Here is a 19,212-nt window from a genome sequence, read left to right as displayed (position 1 = left end):
ACGAAAAGGATGACCAGCGCAGCAGCGAGGGCCAGCCCGGCCAGGTAGAAGTAGTGGTCGGGGTTGGCCGTGGGGAGCGGCGTGCCGAAGAACGAGCTGGTTTCCTGCGAAGCCAGGCCCCAATTGCCCAGGAAACCGAGGCTGCAGGCAATGGCGATGCTGGTGGCCGCTCCGCCCAGGACCAGCACTGTCCGCCGACGCCGGAGCAGCAATTCCAGCACGCAAGCCAGGTAGGCGAGGCCGAGGACGCCGAGGAAGGCCCAGAAGACGGGCAAAGCCAAGGTGATGCCGGTCAGCAGCAGTAATCCGCCCGCAACGATGGCTGCAATGACGGCGAGTTTTGCGCTGGGACCCATTGCTCAATCATCCCCGATGCCGGCAGCTACTTTTGGACGTAACCGCGCATGATGGCCATGATTGCTGCAACGCTTTGGTCACGGGACCGCTCCGGGTGATAGGTCTGGCTGTCCAGGCCCACCACGAAGCAAGCGCCAAAGATCGCCGCCTCCAGGCTGTCCCGGGAGATGGACGTGTCTACCGGGTAGACGTCAGCCACCCGATCAATGTTTGCTGCGATCACCGCCAGGAGCAGCGCGCGCAGTTCGGCAAAAGTGTCCTGCCAGACGCTGGGTGTCCGCCAGTTCTCGCTGACCCACAACCGCGCAAACGACGGGTACTCGTTCATGAAATCCATGGCCTGAGCAATGACGTCACGCATCACATCCAGGGGATCCAGCGGCTGCGCAGCGCTGCCGTGGACGGGAACGCTCTGCAACCGGGCCAGGAGGATGTCGACGCCGTGGCGGAGCAACTCCGCGATCAGGTCCGATTTGCTGCCGAAGTTGTAATAGACGGTCCCCTTGGACACTCCGGCAGCGGCAGCGATCTCATCCACCGTCACCTCGGAGGCGCCCCGTTCGCCGATCAGCACCATCGAGGCCTCGAAGAGCTTCTGGCGGGTGGCGCTGGTCCGCGCCGGCCGCAGTTTCCGCTCGCCGGACGTGCCGGGGAACGCAACCCCCTCATCCTGTTGGCTCATACCGCGATCTCCGGCTTCAGCGTCTTCAACGTCCAGAACTTATGCTTGCGTACCGCCAGCAGTGACAGGCCTGCGCCCAGCGCCGTGTAGCCGATCAGGCCAAATACGGTGGGCACGATCATGGACAGATCGGCACCGTAGATCAGGTGCCGCATGCCGGTCACCACGTAGCCCATGGGCAAGACATCGTGGACCACGTGCAGTGGCTCCGGGGTGGTCTGCCACGGGAACGTACCCCCGGAGGAGACCAATTGCAGGACCAGCAAGATCAGTACCACGAACTTCCCGGGCGTGCCCAGCAAGGCAACGATGCCCTGGATCAGCGCGGTGAACGCCATCGCCGCGGCCAGAAGGAACAGCCACATCAGGACTGGATGGACGGGGTTGAGCCCGAGCGCCAAATCCACCACCAAGGTCAGCAAACTGGCCTGCACCACGGCCACTGCCAGGAACGGCAGCCAGCCGCCAACCGCGATCTTCCATGACGGTGCGTTGGAGGCCAACGCTCGTTGCGTGATGGGCCGCATGGCCTGGACCAGCATGAACACGCCGATCCAGAGGGCGAGGGTCAGGAAGAAGGGTGCCAGGCCGGCCCCATAGGAGCCAGCTTTCGCCTGCGAAACGTTGCTGACGGAGACCGGATCCGCGATAACGGATGACAGGCTCGACTTCTGCTGGTCGTCCGGGTTGGGAACCTGGCCCGCGCCTGCGGCCACCTGGTCCGCGAGGCTGCGGGACCCGTCGGCGGCGGTGCCCGCGCCGGTCTCCAGCTGCGCTGCGCCGTCGTTCAGTTTGGCGGCGCCCGCCACGAGCTGCCCGGCGCCGTCGACGGCGGTCTGCTCGCCGGCCGCCAGGGCTGCGGCTCCGGTGTGGAGCTGGTCAGCCCCGGTCGAGGCCTTGCCGATCGCGTCGGTCAGGGTGGGGGTCGCTGCGGCAAGTTGCGCGGCGCCGGTGCTGACGCTTTGGGCCCCGGTAGCCAGTTCCTGGATGAGTCCGGCATCGGTGGCCAGCTTGTTTTTGGCGTCCACCACCGGGCCTGAGGCCGCTGCAGCGTCGAGGTCGGCTACGAGTTGGTCGGCCTGCTCCTGGGTGAGGACCTTGTCCGTGACCAGCTTGGCGGCGGAGCTGGTGACCCGGGCCTTGAGCGCCTGATCGGCGGACTCCAGCTGGGCGACGGCGTCCTGGACCTTGGTGTTCAGCTGCGCGTTGCCGGCTGCCACCTGGGCTGCGCCGGAGGCCAGTGCGGCTGAATTGCCGGGCAGGCTGGCGGTCTTGTCCTTGAGTTCCACCAGCCCACTGCTCAGACTGCCGGCACCCTCGGTGAGTTGGTTGGCGCCGTCGCGGAGTTTCACCTGGCCGGCGTAGAGCTGATTCGTGGCGTCGGCGAGTTCGCCGGTCCCCGAGTGCAGGGACGTACTGCCGTCCCGCAATGTTGCCACGCCGTCCGCAAGCTGCCCGGCGCCGTCGGCCGCTTTCAGCATTTGCGCGTGAATGGTGCCGTAGCCGGTGAGGAGCTGGTTGGCGGTTTCCTCGCCCACCTCCTTGGCCACGGTGGTGTGGACGGAGGTGGTGAGCTTATCCACGATGGTGCTGAGGAGGTAGTTGTTGGCGTCGTTGGTGGTGACGTCCAGCATGGCCTGGTGCGCGGCGTCGAAGCTGCCCGGCGAAACCAGGTTGCTGGAGAAATCCGGCGGGATCTGCAGGGCGAAGGCGTACGTTCCATTGCTGACGCCCTGGCTGGCTTCCTCGGGGCTGGCGACGGTTTTCCAGTTGAAGGCATGGCCGTCGATCAGGCTGTCGGCCACTTTCTGGCCCGCGTGCAGTTCGGTGCCGTCTGCGGCAGTGGCACCCGTGTCCTGGACCACCAGTGCGGCGTCCACCTTGTCGAGGTTGCCGTAGGGATCCCAGTTGGCATACAGGTAGACCGCTCCGTACAGCAGCGGCACCATGGTCAGTGCCAGGATGGTGAGCTTGGGCAGCAGGCCGCCGGTCATCCGTTTGAGTTCGGATCGGGCCAATCGCAGGACTGTCACTTTGCTTCCTCACTGAGGTGCCGGTGGTGTTTGACGGGTACGGCATTGCCGATCGCAACCGTGGCGCCGTCCCATCCTGAGGGCACGGAATTGACGACGGCGACCACGGCAAGGGGGCGGCCCACCTGGTGTGCCACCCTGGTCAGCAGTGGCAGCCAATCGTCGGCGTCAGCGCTATGCCGGTCGGGGGAGTCCAGGACCAGGAGGTCGGTAGCGGGGTTCGCCAGGGCCAACGCGGTCAGGAGTTCGTTCCGGCGCTCAGCGCTGAGCTGTTCCACCCAGAGGTCGGCGACGTCCGTGAAGTTGTTGACTTTCAGCCAGGGTTTGCTGAGCAGGGCGCCGCGGAACCGGCGGGGGATCAGGGCGAGATCCTCGGTGACAAGGTCGCTGACGCTCAGGTGCTGTTCGGGTTCGTTCACGCGGGGCGAATCCACGATCGCAGCGGCTTGGCGGATTTTCTTGATCTCGGCGTGGCCGTCCCAGCTGAGGGTGCCGGTGCTCGGCTTCATCCGGCCGCTGAGCGTCAGGGCCAGCGCGGTGCGCTGGTCCTGGCCGCTTCCCGTGGCGAGGAGGATCTCGCCCCGGGAAACGGAGAGGCTGGTGGGCGGCAGGAGATCGTCGCGCCTGCCCTTGACGTGGAGCTGGCTGGTAAGGAGCACGGGGACCTTTCGAAGTATCGATTGATCCCAGTCTAACTAAACTGACCGGTCAGTTCAAATAGAATCTAGAGTCCGTACTTTTCCAGCAGCCGGAGCCACACCTCGCTGATCGTGGGGTAGGACGGGACCGCATGCCACAACCGCTCCAGGGGCACTTCACCCACGATCGCGACGGTGGCAGCGTGCAGCAGTTCCGCCACGTCAGGGCCCGCAAACGTGGCCCCCACCAGCACCTTGCGTTCCTCATCAACCACCAGCTGCGCCCAGCCCTGATAGTGCTCCGAATGCAGCGAGGATCCCGCCACCGCAATGGGCAGCTCTACGGTGGACACGCTCAGGCCCGCCTTCTGGGCGCGCTCCTTGGTGAGTCCCACGGAGGCAAGCTCCGGGTCGGTGAACACCACACTGGGCACCGCATGGTCATTGGCGGTCTGGGCTTCCACCGACCATGGCAAAGGGGTGTCCAGGGAGCCTTTGGCGCGGGCGGTGATGGCCGAGCCGGTAGCCCGGGCCTCATACTTGCCCTGGTGCGTGAGAAAGACCTTGCCGGCGGCATCGCCCACCGCGTACAGCCAGGGTCCGTCCGCGGGAGCCGTGCCGCTGACCAGCCCGGTGGAGTCGGTGGCCAGGGACAGGTGCGCGCCGTCGCCGCCCAGGCCCAGGTTCTCCAGGCCGAGTCCCTCCAACGCGGCGTGCCGGCCGGTGGACACCAAAACCTTGTCTGCATGGACCAGTTCGCCCGAGCCAAGGGTCACGGTGAAGCTGGTGTCATCATTCTGGGCGATGCTCTGCGTTGCGGTGTTGAGGTGGAGTTCGACGCCGTCAGCGCGGAGGCCAGCCACCACCAGGTCAGCGGCTTCCGTGGGGAAGTTGCCCAGCAGTCCGCCGCGTGCCACCAGGGTGACACTGGAGCCCAACCTGGCGAACGCCTGGGCCAGCTCCGAGCCCGCCACGCCGCCGCCCAGCACGGCCAGCCGTTCGGGGATTTCCTTCGCGGAGGTAGCCTCCCGGGTACCCCAGACTTCCAAGCCGTCGAGGCCCTCGATGGGTGGCATGGTGGGCGTGGAGCCCGTGGCCACCACTACTGCCGTGGTGGCCCGCACCCGGTACGTTTCGCCGTCCAGGCCAGCCACTTCGACGGTCCGTACGCCGGTCAGCCAGGCATGGCCGCGGATGAGGCCAATGCCCGTGGACTCGACCCAGTCCACCTGTCCGGTGTCCTCCCAGTTGGAGGTGAAATAGTCGCGACGCTTCAAGACCGCGGCAGCATCCAGGGTACGGGTGATTGCTTGGGCAGCGCCGGGGACGGTCTGCGCACCGTGCAACGCGGTGCCTGGCCGCAGCAGGGCCTTGGACGGCATGCACGCCCAGTAGGAGCATTCCCCGCCCACCAGTTCGGCCTCAATCAGCACGGCGGTCAGCCCGCCCTGAACTACGCGCGCTGCGACGTTTTCACCCACTGCGCCAGCCCCAATAACCACAACATCGTATTCGCGGTCCACCGCGTGCGTCGTCATGCCTCCAGCCTATCCGGATGGCCCCACGACGGCGGCAAAACCATCGAGTGCATGCCTTCCGTAAGGATCCGGGCCGGGACCGTTTGGATTCCGTTAGGACCGCAGCCGGGGCCTTGCCGGCAGGTATCTAATCGAAAGGCAGCCCGGGAACGGGCACCGCACCGAGGGGTGCGCCAAAGATTTTCGTGAAGGAGCCCAACGTGCTTGACGTCGTCTACGTCCTCGCCAGCATCGCCGTTTTTGTGCTGGTAGGCCTCGTGGCAAAAGGGGTGGAGAAGCTGTGATCATCTTCTCGGCACTGGCCGCTGTACTGGGCGTAGCCGCCATCGGCTACCTGGTCTATGCCTTGGTGAAACCGGAGCGATTCTGAGATGGACATCTTCTTCGGCATCCTCCAGTTCCTCGCCTTGGTGGCGCTGCTCGCGGTTCTCTATCGGCCGGTTGGCGACTACATGGCCAGGATCTACACCAGTTCAACGCACTCCCGGGTGGAACGGGGTTTCTACCGCCTCACCGGGGTGGCGCAGGAAACTGAGCAGTCCTGGCAGGCGTACCTGCGCAGCGTGCTGTGGTTTTCCGCCGCCGGGCTCTTGCTGGTCTATGTCCTGCAACGCGTCCAGGAGGTGCTGCCCTATTCCCTGGGGCTGCCAGCCGTCCCGGAAGGGTTGGCGTTCAACACGGCGGCATCGTTCGTCACCAATACCAACTGGCAGTCCTACTCGCCGGAGGTGACCCTGGGCTATACGGTCCAGATGGCTGGCCTGGCCGTCCAGAACTTCGTGTCGGCAGCGGTGGGGCTGGCCGTTGCCGTGGCGCTCATCCGCGGCTTTGCCCGGCGCAGCTCCGGGACCCTGGGCAACTTCTGGGTTGACCTCACCCGCGGTGTGCTGCGGCTCCTGCTTCCGCTGGCGCTGGTGTCCGCCGTCGTCCTCCTGGCCAGTGGGGTGATCCAGAACGTCAACGGTTTTACCGACATCACCACTCTGGCCGGCGGGACGCAGAGCCTGCCGGGCGGGCCGGTGGCTTCGCAGGAGGCCATCAAGATGCTGGGCACCAACGGCGGCGGGTTCTTCAACGCGAACTCTGCCCACCCGTTCGAGAACCCTGCGGCGTGGACCAGTTTCTTCGAGGTGCTGCTCATGTTGGTGATCCCGTTTTCTTTGCCGCGGACCTTTGGCCGCATGGTGGGCGACCGCCGGCAGGGCTTGGCCATCGCCGCCGTCATGTCAACGTTCTTCGCGGCCTCGCTTGCGCTGCTGTCCTGGCTGGAACTGGCTGGGAACGGCACTGCTACCTTGCTGGCTGGCGCGGCCATGGAGGGCAAGGAACAGCGATTCGGCATCCTTGGATCAACGCTCTTTGGCACGGCCAGCACGCTGACGTCCACCGGCGCGGTCAACTCGATGCACGACTCCTTCACCTCGCTGGGCGGCATGATGCCCATGCTCAACATGATGCTCGGCGAGGTGGCCCCCGGTGGTGTGGGGTCGGGGCTGTACAGCATCCTGGTGCTGGCCATCATCGCCGTCTTCGTAGCTGGACTGCTGGTGGGCCGCACTCCCGAATACCTGGGCAAGAAAATCACGCCCCGGATTATCAAGCTGGCGAGCTTGTACATCCTGGTCGTCCCGGTCCTCATCCTGGCCGGCACCGCGCTGAGCTTCGCCGTTCCAGCGCTCGCCGAAAGCGTCACCGGTACGTCCATCTGGAACCCTGGCAACCACGGGCTCTCTGAAGTCCTGTACGCGTTTACCTCCGCGGCCAACAACAATGGCTCGGCTTTTGCCGGACTGACCGCCAACACGCCCTGGTTCAACACGGCGTTGGGCGTGGTGATGCTGCTGGGCAGGTTCATCCCCATCGCCTTGGTGCTGGCCCTGGCGGGAGCGCTCGCCGTCCAGGACAAAGTCCCGGCCACCGCCGGCACCTTGCCCACGCACAAGCCCTTGTTTGTGGGCCTCCTGATCGGCGTGACCCTGATCGTCACGGCACTGACCTATTTCCCCGTCCTTACCCTGGGACCGCTCGCAGAAGGACTGCACTAGCCATGTCAACCGCAACCACGCAGGCACCCGCTCCCGCCACAGGGAGCGGCAGCACCGTCCGCCGCTCCTCGGCGATCACCGCCGCCAGCCTGGCACAGGCCATCCCGGGGGCGTTCCGGAAACTCGATCCTCGGTCCATGTGGCGCAACCCGGTGATGTTCATTGTCGAAGTGGGCGCTGCGCTGACCACCGCCATCGCCGTTGCCGAACCCTTCCTGGGTGGCCCGGAACCCTCTGGTGGCTCGGCGATTCCGGCCACCTTCACGTGGGCCATTGCCGGTTGGCTGTGGCTGACGGTGCTGTTTGCCAACCTCGCCGAGTCTGTTGCGGAAGGCCGAGGCAAGGCGCAGGCGGACAGTCTGCGGAAGACCCGCACCAGCACGCCCGCGAACCTCATTGCTGCGTACGACGACGCCGCTGATCCGGCTGCCGAGCGCGCCGCGCTGGTGCAGACGCCGTCGTCGGACCTGACCTTAGGGGACATGGTGGTGGTGACGGCCGGCGAATTGGTCCCGGGCGACGGCGACATTGTCTGGGGGATCGCGGCGATCGACGAGTCGGCGATCACCGGCGAATCCGCGCCGGTGGTCAGGGAATCCGGCGGTGACCGGAGCGCTGTTACCGGCGGCACCAGGGTGCTTTCGGACCGGATCGTCGTGCGGATTACCTCCCGGCCCGGCGAGACGTTCGTGGACCGCATGATCGGCCTGGTGGAAGGCGCGGCACGGCAGAAGACGCCCAACGAGATCGCCCTGAACGTGCTGTTGGCGAGTCTGTCCATCGTATTCGTGGTGGTCACGCTGACCGTCAACCCGATCGCGTCCTACGTTGATGCGCAGGCCAGCGTCCCGGTCCTGGTGGCCCTGCTCGTCTGCTTGATCCCCACCACCATTGGCGCGCTGCTGTCTGCCATTGGCATCGCCGGCATGGACCGGCTGGTCCAGCACAACGTCTTGGCCATGTCTGGCCGCGCCGTGGAGGCGGCAGGTGACGTGACCACGTTGCTGCTCGATAAAACCGGCACCATTACCTACGGAAACCGGATGGCGTCAGCATTCCTGCCGGTCCCCGGCGTCCTGGCGAGCGATCTGGTGTCAGTAGCGGCGCAGGCGTCACTGGCCGATCCGACGCCGGAAGGAAAGTCGATCGTGACGCTCGCCGCCGCCCAGGGCTTCGACGTGGGCGGGAGCGCTGCGGGCGAGATCGTTCCCTTCACGGCGCAGACCCGGATGAGTGGGCTGGACCTCCCGGATGGCACCAGCCTGCGTAAGGGTGCTGGCTCCGCCGTCACCGCCTGGGCTGGTGCCATCAGCCCCCTTCCGGATGCGACGGCGCGGGCACTCGACGCGCAGATCACCGAGGTATCGCAGAGCGGTGGTACGCCGCTGGTGGTGGCAGCCACCGGCACGGACGGCACTGCGCGGGTGCTCGGCGTGGTGCACCTGAAGGACGTGGTCAAGGATGGCCTGCGGGAACGCTTTGCCGAGCTGCGGGCCATGGGAATCCGCACGGTGATGATCACCGGCGACAACCCCCTGACGGCCAAGGCGATCGCCGCCGAAGCCGGCGTGGACGACTTCCTGGCCGAGGCTACCCCCGAGGACAAGATGGCGCTGATCCGCAAGGAACAGGCCGGCGGCCGGCTGGTGGCCATGACCGGCGACGGCACCAACGACGCCCCCGCCCTGGCACAGGCCGACGTTGGCGTGGCCATGAACACCGGAACCTCCGCTGCCAAGGAAGCTGGCAACATGGTGGACCTGGACTCGGACCCCACCAAGCTGATCGACATTGTCCGGATCGGGAAGCAGCTGCTCATCACCCGCGGCGCGCTGACCACGTTCTCCATCGCCAATGACATCGCCAAGTACTTCGCCATCATCCCGGCCATGTTTGCCGGCGTCTTCCCCGGGCTGGGAGTCCTGAACATCATGGGACTGCACTCGCCGGCGTCGGCCGTCCTGTCCGCGATTATCTTCAACGCCGTGGTGATCGTCTTCCTCATCCCGCTGGCACTGAAGGGCGTCCGATACCGGCCAATGGGCGCCGATAAGGTCCTCGGCCGTAACCTCCTGGTCTACGGCTTGGGCGGGGTAGTGGTGCCGTTCATCGGAATCTGGCTGATCGACCTGGCCATCCGGCTGATCCCCGGTTTCTGACTCCCCTTACAACTCATCGAAAGCTGATATTCATGCGCATCTCATCCGGATTCCGCGCCTCTTGGACGGCGCTGCGGGCCATGCTGGTCCTCACCCTGCTCCTGGGGGTGGCCTACCCGCTGATAGTTACCGGCGTGGGCCAGCTCGCCTTCCCCGCGCAGGCCAACGGCTCCATCGTCACCGTGAACGGCGCCCCCACCGGGTCCATGCTGGTGGGGCAGTCCTTTTCCGACGCGGACGGGACGCCGCTGGCCCGCTACTTCCAGCCGCGGCCCTCGGCTGCCGGGAAGGGGTACGACGCCGGTGCCTCCAGCGGTTCCAACTACGGCCCCGAGAATCCCGACCTGGTAGCGGCCATCCAGGAGCGGAAGGCCGCCGTCGCGGCGCTCGAGAACGTCGACCCGGCGCTGATTCCCGCCGATGCGCTCACGGCCTCCGCGTCCGGGCTGGACCCCGACATCAGCGAGGCGTACGCGCTGCTGCAAGTTCCGCGGATCGCCAAGGAACGCGGCATGGCGGAAGCGGCAGTGAAGGATATGGTTCAGTCACACGTGCAGCAGCGTGACCTTGGCTTCCTGGGCGAACCCACGGTCAACGTCTTGCAGCTCAACATCGCCTTGGACGGAGTGGAGGGCCGGGAATGAAACGAGGCAGGCTCCGGGTGTTACTGGGCGCGGCGCCCGGAGTAGGCAAGACCTACGCCATGCTGGAGGAAGGCAAACGCCTCCTGGCCGAGGGCAAAGACGTGGTGGTGGCGATCGTCGAAACCCACGACCGCGCCGAAACTGCGGGCATGGCGGACGGACTCGAAACCCTGCCGCGGCTGGCCGTGGCCCATCGGGGGGTGACGTTGACGGAGTTGGATGTTGCCGCCGTCGTCCGCCGCCGGCCGGAGATCGCCTTGGTGGACGAGCTGGCGCACACCAATGCGCCGGGGGTGGGCCACGAAAAGCGGTGGCAAGACGTGGTGGAACTGCTCGACGCCGGAATTGATGTCATTTCCACCGTTAACATCCAACACATTGAGTCCCTCAACGACGTGGTGGAGCAGATCACCGGCGTCCCGCAGCGGGAGACGGTGCCGGACGCGGCCTTGCGCTCGGCTGACCAGATTGAGGTAATCGACCTGGATCCGCAAGCCCTCCGCGATCGATTGGCGGACGGCCGGGTCTACCCCGCCGAGCGAATCGACGCGGCGCTGTCCAACTATTTCCGGTTGGGAAACCTCACGGCACTGCGCGAGTTGGCGCTGCTGTGGCTCGCCGATGAGGTGGACAGCGCCCTGCGGTCCTACCGGGAGCAGCACGGGATCGAGAGTACCTGGGAGGCTCGGGAACGCGTAGTGGTGGCCCTGACCGGCGGCTCGGAAGGGGCCACCCTGCTGCGGCGTGGCGCACGGATCACCGCCCGGTCCGGTGGCGAGCTGCTGGCCGTGCACGTCAGCAGCCAGGAAGGGCTGCGCTCCGATCATCCCGAAGAGCTGGCGCAACAGCGGTCGCTGGTGGAAAAACTGGGCGGAACGTTTCACCAGGTGGTGGGCGAAAACGTACCCCGCGCCTTGGTGGACTTTGCCCGCAGCGTCAACGCCACGCAACTGGTGATCGGGGTGAGCCGGCGGGGACGGTTTGCGGCGGCGTTGAGTGGGCCGGGGATCGGGTCCACCGTCACCCGCGAGGCAGGCGCGATCGACGTGCACATCGTCAACCACGAATCGGCCGGTGGCCGCTTCGCACTGCCAAAAATTGGCGGGGCGCTGACCCTCCGGCGCCGCCTGGCTGGGATGCTGCTAGCGCTGGTGGTGGGTCCACTGGTGACCGCGCTGCTGGTCGCATTCCGCAGCGAAGAATCCATCACCAGCGACGTGCTGACCTATCAGCTGGTGGTTGTGGTGGTGGCCCTGGTGGGCGGAATTTGGCCGGCACTGTTTGCTGCGCTCCTCTCCGGGCTCACCCTTGACTACTTCTTCGTGCAACCGCTGTACACCGTCACCGTGTCCGAACCGCTGCACCTGCTGGCCTTGATCCTCTACGTGGTTAACGCCGTGTTGGTCAGTTACGTGGTGGACAAAGCCGCCCGCCGGAGCCGGGCCGCTGCCCGGGCCACCGCAGAGTCCGAGCTGCTGGCCAGCGTGTCCGGGAGTGTGCTTCGCGGGCAGGGGGCGTTGGATGCCCTCGTAGGCCAGACCCGGGAGGCCTTTGGCTTGGCCGGGGCCCGGCTCCTCGTGGACGGGGCGGTGCTTAGCGCTGCCGGTAGCTTTTCTGGTGACGGAGGCTCGGCCTCCCCGGCGGACACCACCGTCCCGGTGGGGGAGCGGGGCACGTTGGAGCTGTTCGGCGTCGAACTCGCAGCGTCGGAGCGGCGGCTGCTCAGCGTGATCGCCACCCAGCTGGATGCGGCCCTGGAGAATTCGGACCTGGCCGAAACAGCGCGCGAGTTTGCCCCGCTGGCGGAGACGGACAGGGTCCGGTCGGCACTGCTGTCGGCGGTGAGCCACGATCTGCGCCGGCCACTGGCGGCGGCCACCGCGGCGGTCAGTGGAATCCGGTCTGCCGGTGCCAGCCTGTCTGCGGAGGATCATCGTGAGTTGCTCGCCACTGCGGAGGAGAGCCTTGGTTCCCTGGCCACGCTGGTGACCAGCCTCCTGGACGTCAGCCGGCTGCAGGCAGGCGCGTTGGCGGTGGCGTTGCGGCCCATTGATGCCGAGGATGTGATCCTGCCGGCGTTGGACGAGCTCGGCCTGGGGCCCGCCGCGGTGGAACTGGACCTGAATCCGGACCTGCCACAGCTGATGGCGGACCCTGGCTTGCTGCAACGAGTGGTCACCAACCTCCTCGACAACGCCCACCGTTTCGCTCCGGCGGGAACCAGGGTCCGGATCAGCACCAGCCAGTTCGCCGGTGTGGTGGAGATCCGGGTGGTGGACCACGGGCCGGGTGTCGATGCTGGCCGACGCAACCAGATGTTTGTGCCGTTCCAGCGCCTGGGCGACACTGACAACCTGACGGGACTAGGGTTGGGGTTAGCCCTTTCCAAGGGGTTTACCGAGGGGATGGGCGGGACGCTGGACACCGAAGACACCCCGGGCGGCGGGCTCACCATGGTGGTGGCGCTGCCGGCGGCCGCACCCGAACGGGACGAGGCATGAAGCTCCTCATCGCCGACGACGATCCGCAGATTCTCCGGGCCCTCCGGGTCACGCTGACGGCCAGGGGCTACGACATTGTTACCGCCGCCAACGGCACCCAGGCCATCAACGTGGGCATTGAGACGCACCCGGACATCTATGTCCTGGACCTGGGGATGCCTGAACTGGATGGAATGGACGTCATCCACGCCTTACGGGGTTGGACGCAGGCGCCCATCCTGGTGGTGTCCGGGCGCACCGGAGCAGCCGACAAAGTGGAAGCCCTGGACGCTGGCGCCGACGACTACATCACCAAGCCGTTCTCGATCGACGAACTCCTCGCCAGGCTGCGAGCCCTCACCAGACGGGTCCCCAACCACGAGCTGCAGCCCGTGGTGGTCATGGCTGACATCACCATTGACCTGGCCGCCAAGAGCCTACGCCGGGAATCCCCGCAGGGCTCTGAGATCATCCGGCTCACGCCCACCGAGTGGCAGGTGCTGGAACTGCTGGTCCGCAATGCCGGGAAGCTGGTCACCCGGCGCACCCTGCTGCAGGAGATCTGGGGCTCGGAGCACGTCACCGACTCCGGCTACCTCCGGCTCTACATCTCCCAACTCAGGAAGAAGATCGAACCGGATTCTAAGCAGCCACGGTTCCTGGTGACAGAGGCCGGAATGGGCTACCGCTTCGTGCCCTAGCGAGTGAGCTGGGGCGGGCTTGGCTCGAGCACCACGGTGGAGCGCTGCGACCGTTAGCCCGCGCTGCTCGGTGCCTTCCGGGCCCGCTGCGCCCCGGGAAACCTAACCTTGTTCGCAGATCAGAGCCCTGAAGCTTAGGTTTTGCGAACGAGCTTAGGATTCGTGGCGTAACTCGCCTGCAACGAAAAAGGTCCGCACCGGCGAACCGGTGCGGACCTATCTGTGCGCCCAAAGGGATTCGAACCCCTGACCTTCTGTTCCGTAGACAGACGCTCTATCCAGCTGAGCTATGGGCGCATTCTGTGTTCCGGGTGAATAACTGCTCTCCCTGAACCTCGAATTACTTTACGCGAGGGTTGGCTGTCCTGCCAAATCGAAACGTACGTAATCTGCGTAACTAGACCGGTCTACGTGACCTTAGTCACTAAATAGATGAAAATCGGCCGAATATTTGCCGGATTTCCGCGGTTTTCGGTTTTTCGGTCACATTCAGCTGCCAGGAGGGCCCAGAAAGCCGGGTGGTCCGGACCATAACATTTAGGACACACCGATGAACCCTAGGAAGGGAACCGCAATGGGCGATCTGGCGCAGAAGCCGCTACTGGAAAATGCACCCACTACACATGCTGGCTTGCTGGCATGGGTTGAAGAGGTTGCTGAGCTGACGCAGCCGGACCGTATCTACTGGGTGGACGGTTCGGAAGCGGAGAACACCCGCCTGACGGATGAGCTTGTGGCAGCTGGAACGCTGACCAGGCTCAACCAGGAGTTGTTCCCCAATTCCTTCGCAGCTTTCTCCGACCCCGCAGACGTGGCCCGGGTCGAAGAGCAGACCTTCATCTGCTCGGAGAACGAACGCGATGCTGGCTTCACCAATAACTGGATGGAGCCCACCGCCATGAAGGAGAAGCTGCGCGGCCTGTTCGCCGGCTCCATGCGTGGCCGCACCATGTACGTGATCCCGTTCGTCATGGGCCACCTTGACGCAGAGGATCCCAAGTTCGGCGTCGAGATCACTGACAGCGCCTACGTGGTCGCTTCCATGCGCATCATGGCCAACATTGGCACGGCCGTCCTTGACCGCATTACCGAGACCAACGCGTTCTACGTTCCCGCGCTGCACTCCTTGGGCGCCCCGCTGGACCTCGGCCAGGAGGACGTGCCGTGGCCGTGCAACCCGGATAAGTGGATTGTGCACTTCCCCGAGGAGCGTTCCATCTGGTCCTTTGGGTCCGGTTACGGCGGAAACGCCCTGCTGGGCAAGAAATGCTTCGCCCTGAGGATCGCCTCCGTCATGGCCCGCGACGAGGGCTGGCTTGCCGAGCACATGCTCATCCTCAAGCTCACCTCGCCCGAGCAGAAGACCTACTACGTCTCAGCTGCGTTCCCGTCTGCCTGCGGCAAGACCAACCTGGCCCTCCTCGATCCCACGATCGACGGCTGGAAGGTGGAGACCCTGGGTGACGACATCACCTGGATGCGTTTCGGCAAGGAAGGCGAACTCCGCGCCGTCAACCCCGAAGCTGGCCTTTTCGGCGTCGCTCCCGGCACCGGCTGGGGCACCAACCCGAACGCCATGCGAGCCATCGCCAAGGGCAACAGCGTTTTCACCAACGTGGCATTGACCGACGACGGCGGCGTCTGGTGGGAGGGCATGACCGAGGAAGTGCCTGCGCACCTCACGGACTGGCAGGGTAACTCCTGGACGCCCGACTCGGACAAGCCGGCCGCGCACCCTAACTCCCGCTTCTGCACCCCGATCGACCAGATCGACATGCTGGCCGAGGAGTACAACAGCCCCGACGGTGTTGAGCTCTCCGCCATCCTCTTCGGCGGCCGGCGGAAGACCACCATTCCGTTGGTGACCGAGGCTCGTAGCTGGTCAAACGGTATCTTCATGGGCGCCACCTTGTCCTCGGAAACGACTGCAGCAGCGGCAGGTGCCGTGGGCGTGGTCCGCCGCGACCCCATGGCCATGCTGCCGTTCATTGGCTACGACGCAGGTGACTACCTGAATCACTGGGTCAACCTCTCCGGCAAGGCCAACGCCGACCGGCTGCCCAAGATCTTCCTGGTCAACTGGTTCCGCCGCAACGCTGAGGGTGGCTTCGCGTGGCCTGGCTTCGGCGACAACGCCCGCGTGCTCAAGTGGGCCATCGAGCGGCTTGAGGGCAAGGCCGACGCCATTGAGACGCCTATCGGGTTCGTTCCCACCGGCGATGCCCTGGACCTGAAGGGCCTGGACATGACTCCTGCCCAGGTTTCCGAGGCGGTCCGCGTGGATCCGGCCGAGTGGGCTACCGAGCTGGCATCCATCGAAGACTGGTTCGCCAACTTCGGCGGGTCGCTCCCGGATGCACTGCAGTCCGAGCTGACTGATCTGAAGACGCGCCTCGGCTGATACCACCAGCTGAATTACGACGCCGGCCCGTCACCTTTGAGAAAAAGGTGACGGGCCGGCGTCGTTCCTGTCAGTTCGGAATTGCACCAGTGGCGGACCGTGATCCTGCTCAGCCCTGGAGGGAACCGTGCGGCGCGACATCCTGCGTCCTGGCCTGGTAGGCATGGACCAGTTCCTGGCTGTGCGGATGCTGCGGCTGCGCGAAAAAGTCCCTGGTAGGGGAGACCTCCACCACCTGACCTGCCTGCAGCACGGCAATCCTGTCGCACATGTACTGCACAACATCCAGGTCGTGGGAGACGATCACCAGCGAGAGGTCGTGTTCGCGCCGGAGCCGCAGCAGCAGGTTGAGGATGGTGAGCTGGGTGAGGGCATCCAAGGCGGAAGTGGCCTCGTCGCAGATCAGGATCTGGGGTTTCAGGAGGAGGGCCCGCGCAATGGTGGCGCGTTGGAGTTGCCCGCCCGAGCACTGCCCCGGGCGCTTGTCCAGCAGGTCGGCGTCGAGCTCCACCTCATGCAGTGCAGCGGTGAGCTGATCCTCCAACGCGTCCGGTGTGCGGCCCCGGCGGTTCCGAAGCGGAGCCTGCAGGCTGGATCTGAGCGTCATGCGGGGATCGAATGCACCGTGTGGTTCCTGGAAGACCAGCTGCACGGCCGTTGGTTGACGCGAAACTGCTGCATCCAGGTGGCGGGTGATGCTGCCGGTGTCGATCGTTTCCAGGCCCACAACAGCTTTGGCCAGCGTGCTCTTGCCCGAGCCGGACTGGCCCAGGATCCCCAGGATTTCGCCACGCCTGAGGGTGAGGGAAACGTTGTCCAGTGCGCTCGGCCCGGGCCTGCGGCGTGATCCGAAGCGCTTCCCCACAGCGGCCAGGACAAGGACGTCGCGCTCTGCCGGCGAGGCAACCGCCGCAGCTGTTGCCGTCGTCGTGATCGCCGATGCCGCCGCCACAGCGGATGCCGACGACGGGCCCGGAGGCTGCCCCGGTGACAGGCGTGCTGCAGCCAGCAGTTCGCGGGTGTAATCCTGCTGGGGCCGGGCCAGCAGTTCAGCGGTGGGCCCGGATTCCAGAATCCGGCCGGAGCGCATGACCAGGATCCGGTCCGCGTAGGCAGCCACGGAGGCGATGTTGTGAGTGATGTACAGGATCCCCAGTCCGCGCTCCTGCCGTTCGCGATCCAACAGGGTCATGATCTGGCGTTCCAGGATGGTATCCAGCGCGGACGTTGGTTCATCCGCCAGCAGCAAGTGGGGCTTCCCAGCCAGAGCCAGGGCGGTCATGGCGCGCTGGGCCATTCCGCCGGAAAGTTGGTGCGGGTAGGCGCGGATGCCGCCCTCAGGATCGGTGAATCCCACTTCGGCAAGCAGTTCCACGGCCTTGGCGCGGGCTTTGGTGCCGCGTAGTCCGCCGTGGAGCCGAAGGGGTTCGCTGAGGTGTTGTTCGATGGTCCGGTTGGGGTTGAACATGCGCTTGGGCTGCTGGAAGAGCATCCCCACGCTGCCGCCACGGACAGCATTCAGTTCGTGCTCGGAGGCACTGGTCAGGTCGAGGCCCCCCAGCGAGACGGAACCGCCAGTGACGTTCACCCCCGCCGGCAGGAGCTGCAGACAGGACATCGCCGTCAAGGTCTTGCCGGAGCCTGAACTGCCTACCAATGCAACAAACTCACCCGGCTCCACTGTCAAAGACACTCCGGAGAGCAGGGGACTGCCGGCAGCGGCCACCTCGAGGTTTTCCACCGTCAGCTGCTTGCCCGTGGAGCTCACTTCTTGATCACCTGGGGCATGAGCAGGGGCGCTGCAGCCAGGTGCGCAGCCCGCTGGCCGATTAAGGTCACGCACAGTGCCACGATGAAGATGACCAGGCCGGGGGCGAGGATGCCCATTGGAGCCCGCTCCGCAAACGGTTGTGCAGCTGCCAGCATTGAGCCCCAGTCGGACTGCGGTGGCTGCACCCCCAGGCCCAGGTATGACAGGGCGCCAACACTGATGAGGAGGTGCCCAAAGCGGAGGGTGGCCTGGCCCAGGATTGGAGCTGCTAGGTGCGGCAGGATGTGCCGGAAAATGATGAACGACGGCGGGCAGCCCACCACCCGGGCCGCCTCGATGTACCCACGGGCAGAGACGTCGTACGCCAGGGTGCGGGCAAGACGCGCGAAGGGAGTCCACCCCGTGACGGCGAGGGCAAGCAGCAGTGGCCAGAAACCTGTCCCCAGCGCGGCAACAATGAACAGCGCCACCACCATTTCCGGAAGGGCCAGCAGGACGTCATTGGTGCGGGTGAAGAGTTCGTCCACCCAGCCGCGGCGCCTGGCGCTGAGGATGCCGACAGCCACCCCGAAGACGCACGTCAGCACCGTGGCCAGCGCGGCCACCGACATGGAGAACCGGCCTCCCTCCAAGACGCGGCTGAGCGTGTCGCGGCCCAGGTTGTCTGTCCCCAGCCAATGGGCGGCCGACGGCGGCGCCAACCGGGCGGTGAGGTTCTGGTCCGCGGGCGGGTAGGGAGAAATCCACGGCGACAAGACGACGCAGGCCACAATGAGGGCCAGCACAGCCCCGGCCACCGTGCTGGTGTTCAGCCACTTACGCAAGGGAGCCTCCTACCGTCCGGCTGAGGTACCGGTGGACAAAGTCGGCAAGGGTGGTCACCATGACTGCGAGGGCCACCACCACCACCACCACGCCACCTTGGGCCAGCGGAATGTCACTGTTCATCACGGCATCAAAAAGCAGCCTGCCCATGCCGGGTACGGCGAAGATGACTTCCACGATGACGGAGCCACCCAGGAGCCCCGCGAACCAGACAGCAGACAGGGCGGAGAGGGGGACCAGGCCGTTGGGCACCACGTGCAGCATGATGGCCTGTCCCCGGCTGAGGCCCCTCGCGCGGGCTGCGGGCACATGGTCCGCTGCGGCAGCATCGATGATCCCCGACCGGACGGCCGAGGTGAAAAAGCTGATGGGCCGCAATGCCAGCGTCAGGGCAGGCAGGACGGCAGAGGAAAGGTCGTTCCACCCTGCTGTGGGCAGCAGCGAGAGTTTCAAGGCAAAGACGAGCACCAGCACCGGAGCCACCCAGTACTCCGGCATGGCAATCAGCATCTGCGTACCGGTGGTGATGGCCTTGTCCGCCAGGCTTCCAGGCCGCAGCCCGGCAAGAATCCCCAACGGAAGTGACACCAGGACGGCAAGGACCAGTGCCATCACCACCAGGCTGAGCGTGACAGCCAGCGCCGGAAGCACCTGGTCCCGGACCGGGGTGCGGGTGACGAAGGACAACCCCATGTCGCCGGAGAGAAAGTCCCCAAGCCAGCGGACATACTGCACTGCCAGGGGATCGTCCAGGCCAAGGCTTTGGCGAAGCCCCTGGATTATCGATTCGTCCACCACATCCCCGGCAACCCGGGACCGGATGATCTTCAGCGCCGGATCGCCCGGGGTGAAGTACGGGATCATGAACACGGCAAAGGAAGCCAACAGGACTGAGACCAGCAGTGTTGACGTTCGTTTGACGAAAAATTGCACCATGA

At 65.7% G+C, this 19,212-nt stretch carries 14 protein-coding genes and 1 tRNA gene; 7 read left to right on the top strand and 8 right to left on the bottom strand.

Translation table 11 applies throughout. The features are described 5' to 3' along the window. Window positions 1-382: 382 nt before the first annotated feature. From PSET11_RS08665 to PSET11_RS08650, 4 genes are all read right to left on the bottom strand, one after another. Window positions 383-1,039, bottom strand: coding sequence for a TetR/AcrR family transcriptional regulator (locus PSET11_RS08665; protein ID WP_124091699.1), 657 nt, complete (start codon window positions 1,037-1,039; stop codon window positions 383-385). Next, complete coding sequence (locus PSET11_RS08660) at window positions 1,036-3,072, bottom strand: YhgE/Pip domain-containing protein (RefSeq protein ID WP_124091698.1); 2,037 nt, start codon at window positions 3,070-3,072, stop codon at window positions 1,036-1,038. The genes PSET11_RS08665 and PSET11_RS08660 overlap by 4 nt, the downstream gene beginning before the upstream one ends. Beyond that, window positions 3,069-3,731, bottom strand: coding sequence for a sugar ABC transporter ATP-binding protein (locus tag PSET11_RS08655; RefSeq protein ID WP_124091697.1), 663 nt, complete (start codon window positions 3,729-3,731; stop codon window positions 3,069-3,071). The genes PSET11_RS08660 and PSET11_RS08655 overlap by 4 nt, the downstream gene beginning before the upstream one ends. Window positions 3,732-3,796: 65 nt before the next feature. Continuing rightward, window positions 3,797-5,248 carry a dihydrolipoyl dehydrogenase family protein gene (locus PSET11_RS08650; protein ID WP_124091696.1) on the bottom strand — a complete coding sequence of 484 codons (1,452 nt, stop codon included), beginning with the start codon at window positions 5,246-5,248 and terminating at the stop codon, window positions 3,797-3,799. 280 nt (window positions 5,249-5,528) lie between these two features. Here PSET11_RS08650 and kdpF point away from each other — a divergent pair, with 280 nt between their 5' ends. The 6 genes from kdpF to PSET11_RS08620 are packed head-to-tail and all read left to right on the top strand — an operon-like array spanning window position 5,529 to window position 13,277. Continuing rightward, window positions 5,529-5,618 carry a K(+)-transporting ATPase subunit F gene (gene kdpF, locus PSET11_RS08645; RefSeq protein WP_124091695.1) on the top strand — a complete coding sequence of 30 codons (90 nt, stop codon included), beginning with the start codon at window positions 5,529-5,531 and terminating at the stop codon, window positions 5,616-5,618. A 1-nt stretch (window position 5,619) separates the two neighbouring features. Beyond that, window positions 5,620-7,293, top strand: coding sequence for a potassium-transporting ATPase subunit KdpA (kdpA, locus tag PSET11_RS08640; protein WP_124091694.1), 1,674 nt, complete (start codon window positions 5,620-5,622; stop codon window positions 7,291-7,293). Window positions 7,294-7,295: 2 nt separating this feature from the next. Then, window positions 7,296-9,452 carry a potassium-transporting ATPase subunit KdpB gene (kdpB, locus tag PSET11_RS08635; protein WP_124091693.1) on the top strand — a complete coding sequence of 719 codons (2,157 nt, stop codon included), beginning with the start codon at window positions 7,296-7,298 and terminating at the stop codon, window positions 9,450-9,452. Between the two features lie 32 nt (window positions 9,453-9,484). Further along, entirely contained in the window at window positions 9,485-10,096 is a 612-nt protein-coding gene (kdpC, locus tag PSET11_RS08630; protein WP_124091692.1) for a potassium-transporting ATPase subunit KdpC, read from the top strand. Next, entirely contained in the window at window positions 10,093-12,597 is a 2,505-nt protein-coding gene (locus PSET11_RS08625; RefSeq protein WP_124091691.1) for a DUF4118 domain-containing protein, read from the top strand. Before kdpC ends, PSET11_RS08625 begins: the two co-directional genes overlap by 4 nt. Further along, window positions 12,594-13,277, top strand: coding sequence for a response regulator (locus tag PSET11_RS08620; protein WP_124091690.1), 684 nt, complete (start codon window positions 12,594-12,596; stop codon window positions 13,275-13,277). The genes PSET11_RS08625 and PSET11_RS08620 overlap by 4 nt, the downstream gene beginning before the upstream one ends. Before the next feature lie 223 nt (window positions 13,278-13,500). Here PSET11_RS08620 and PSET11_RS08615 read toward each other — a convergent pair. Next, window positions 13,501-13,574 (bottom strand) — tRNA-Arg (locus tag PSET11_RS08615). Window positions 13,575-13,851: 277 nt separating this feature from the next. Between PSET11_RS08615 and PSET11_RS08610 the strand changes: the two genes are divergently transcribed. After that, on the top strand, window positions 13,852-15,678 hold the full coding sequence (locus PSET11_RS08610; protein ID WP_124091725.1) for a phosphoenolpyruvate carboxykinase (GTP): 1,827 nt from the start codon (window positions 13,852-13,854) through the stop codon (window positions 15,676-15,678). A 109-nt stretch (window positions 15,679-15,787) separates the two neighbouring features. Here PSET11_RS08610 and PSET11_RS08605 read toward each other — a convergent pair whose 3' ends face one another. Genes PSET11_RS08605 through PSET11_RS08595 form a run of 3 tightly spaced genes read right to left on the bottom strand, consistent with a single transcriptional unit; the run spans window position 15,788 to window position 19,210 of the window. Then, entirely contained in the window at window positions 15,788-17,446 is a 1,659-nt protein-coding gene (locus PSET11_RS08605; protein WP_124091689.1) for an ATP-binding cassette domain-containing protein, read from the bottom strand. Continuing rightward, window positions 17,443-18,273, bottom strand: coding sequence for an ABC transporter permease (locus PSET11_RS08600; protein WP_124091688.1), 831 nt, complete (start codon window positions 18,271-18,273; stop codon window positions 17,443-17,445). The genes PSET11_RS08605 and PSET11_RS08600 overlap by 4 nt, the downstream gene beginning before the upstream one ends. Then, complete coding sequence (locus PSET11_RS08595) at window positions 18,266-19,210, bottom strand: ABC transporter permease (protein ID WP_124091687.1); 945 nt, start codon at window positions 19,208-19,210, stop codon at window positions 18,266-18,268. The genes PSET11_RS08600 and PSET11_RS08595 overlap by 8 nt, the downstream gene beginning before the upstream one ends. Window positions 19,211-19,212: the final 2 nt, after the last annotated feature.

The organism is Arthrobacter ulcerisalmonis, assembly GCF_900609065.1.
Lineage (GTDB): Bacteria > Actinomycetota > Actinomycetes > Actinomycetales > Micrococcaceae > Arthrobacter > Arthrobacter ulcerisalmonis.
Note: the sequence above shows the minus strand (reverse complement) of the source record. Positions and strands in the feature narration are given on the sequence as shown.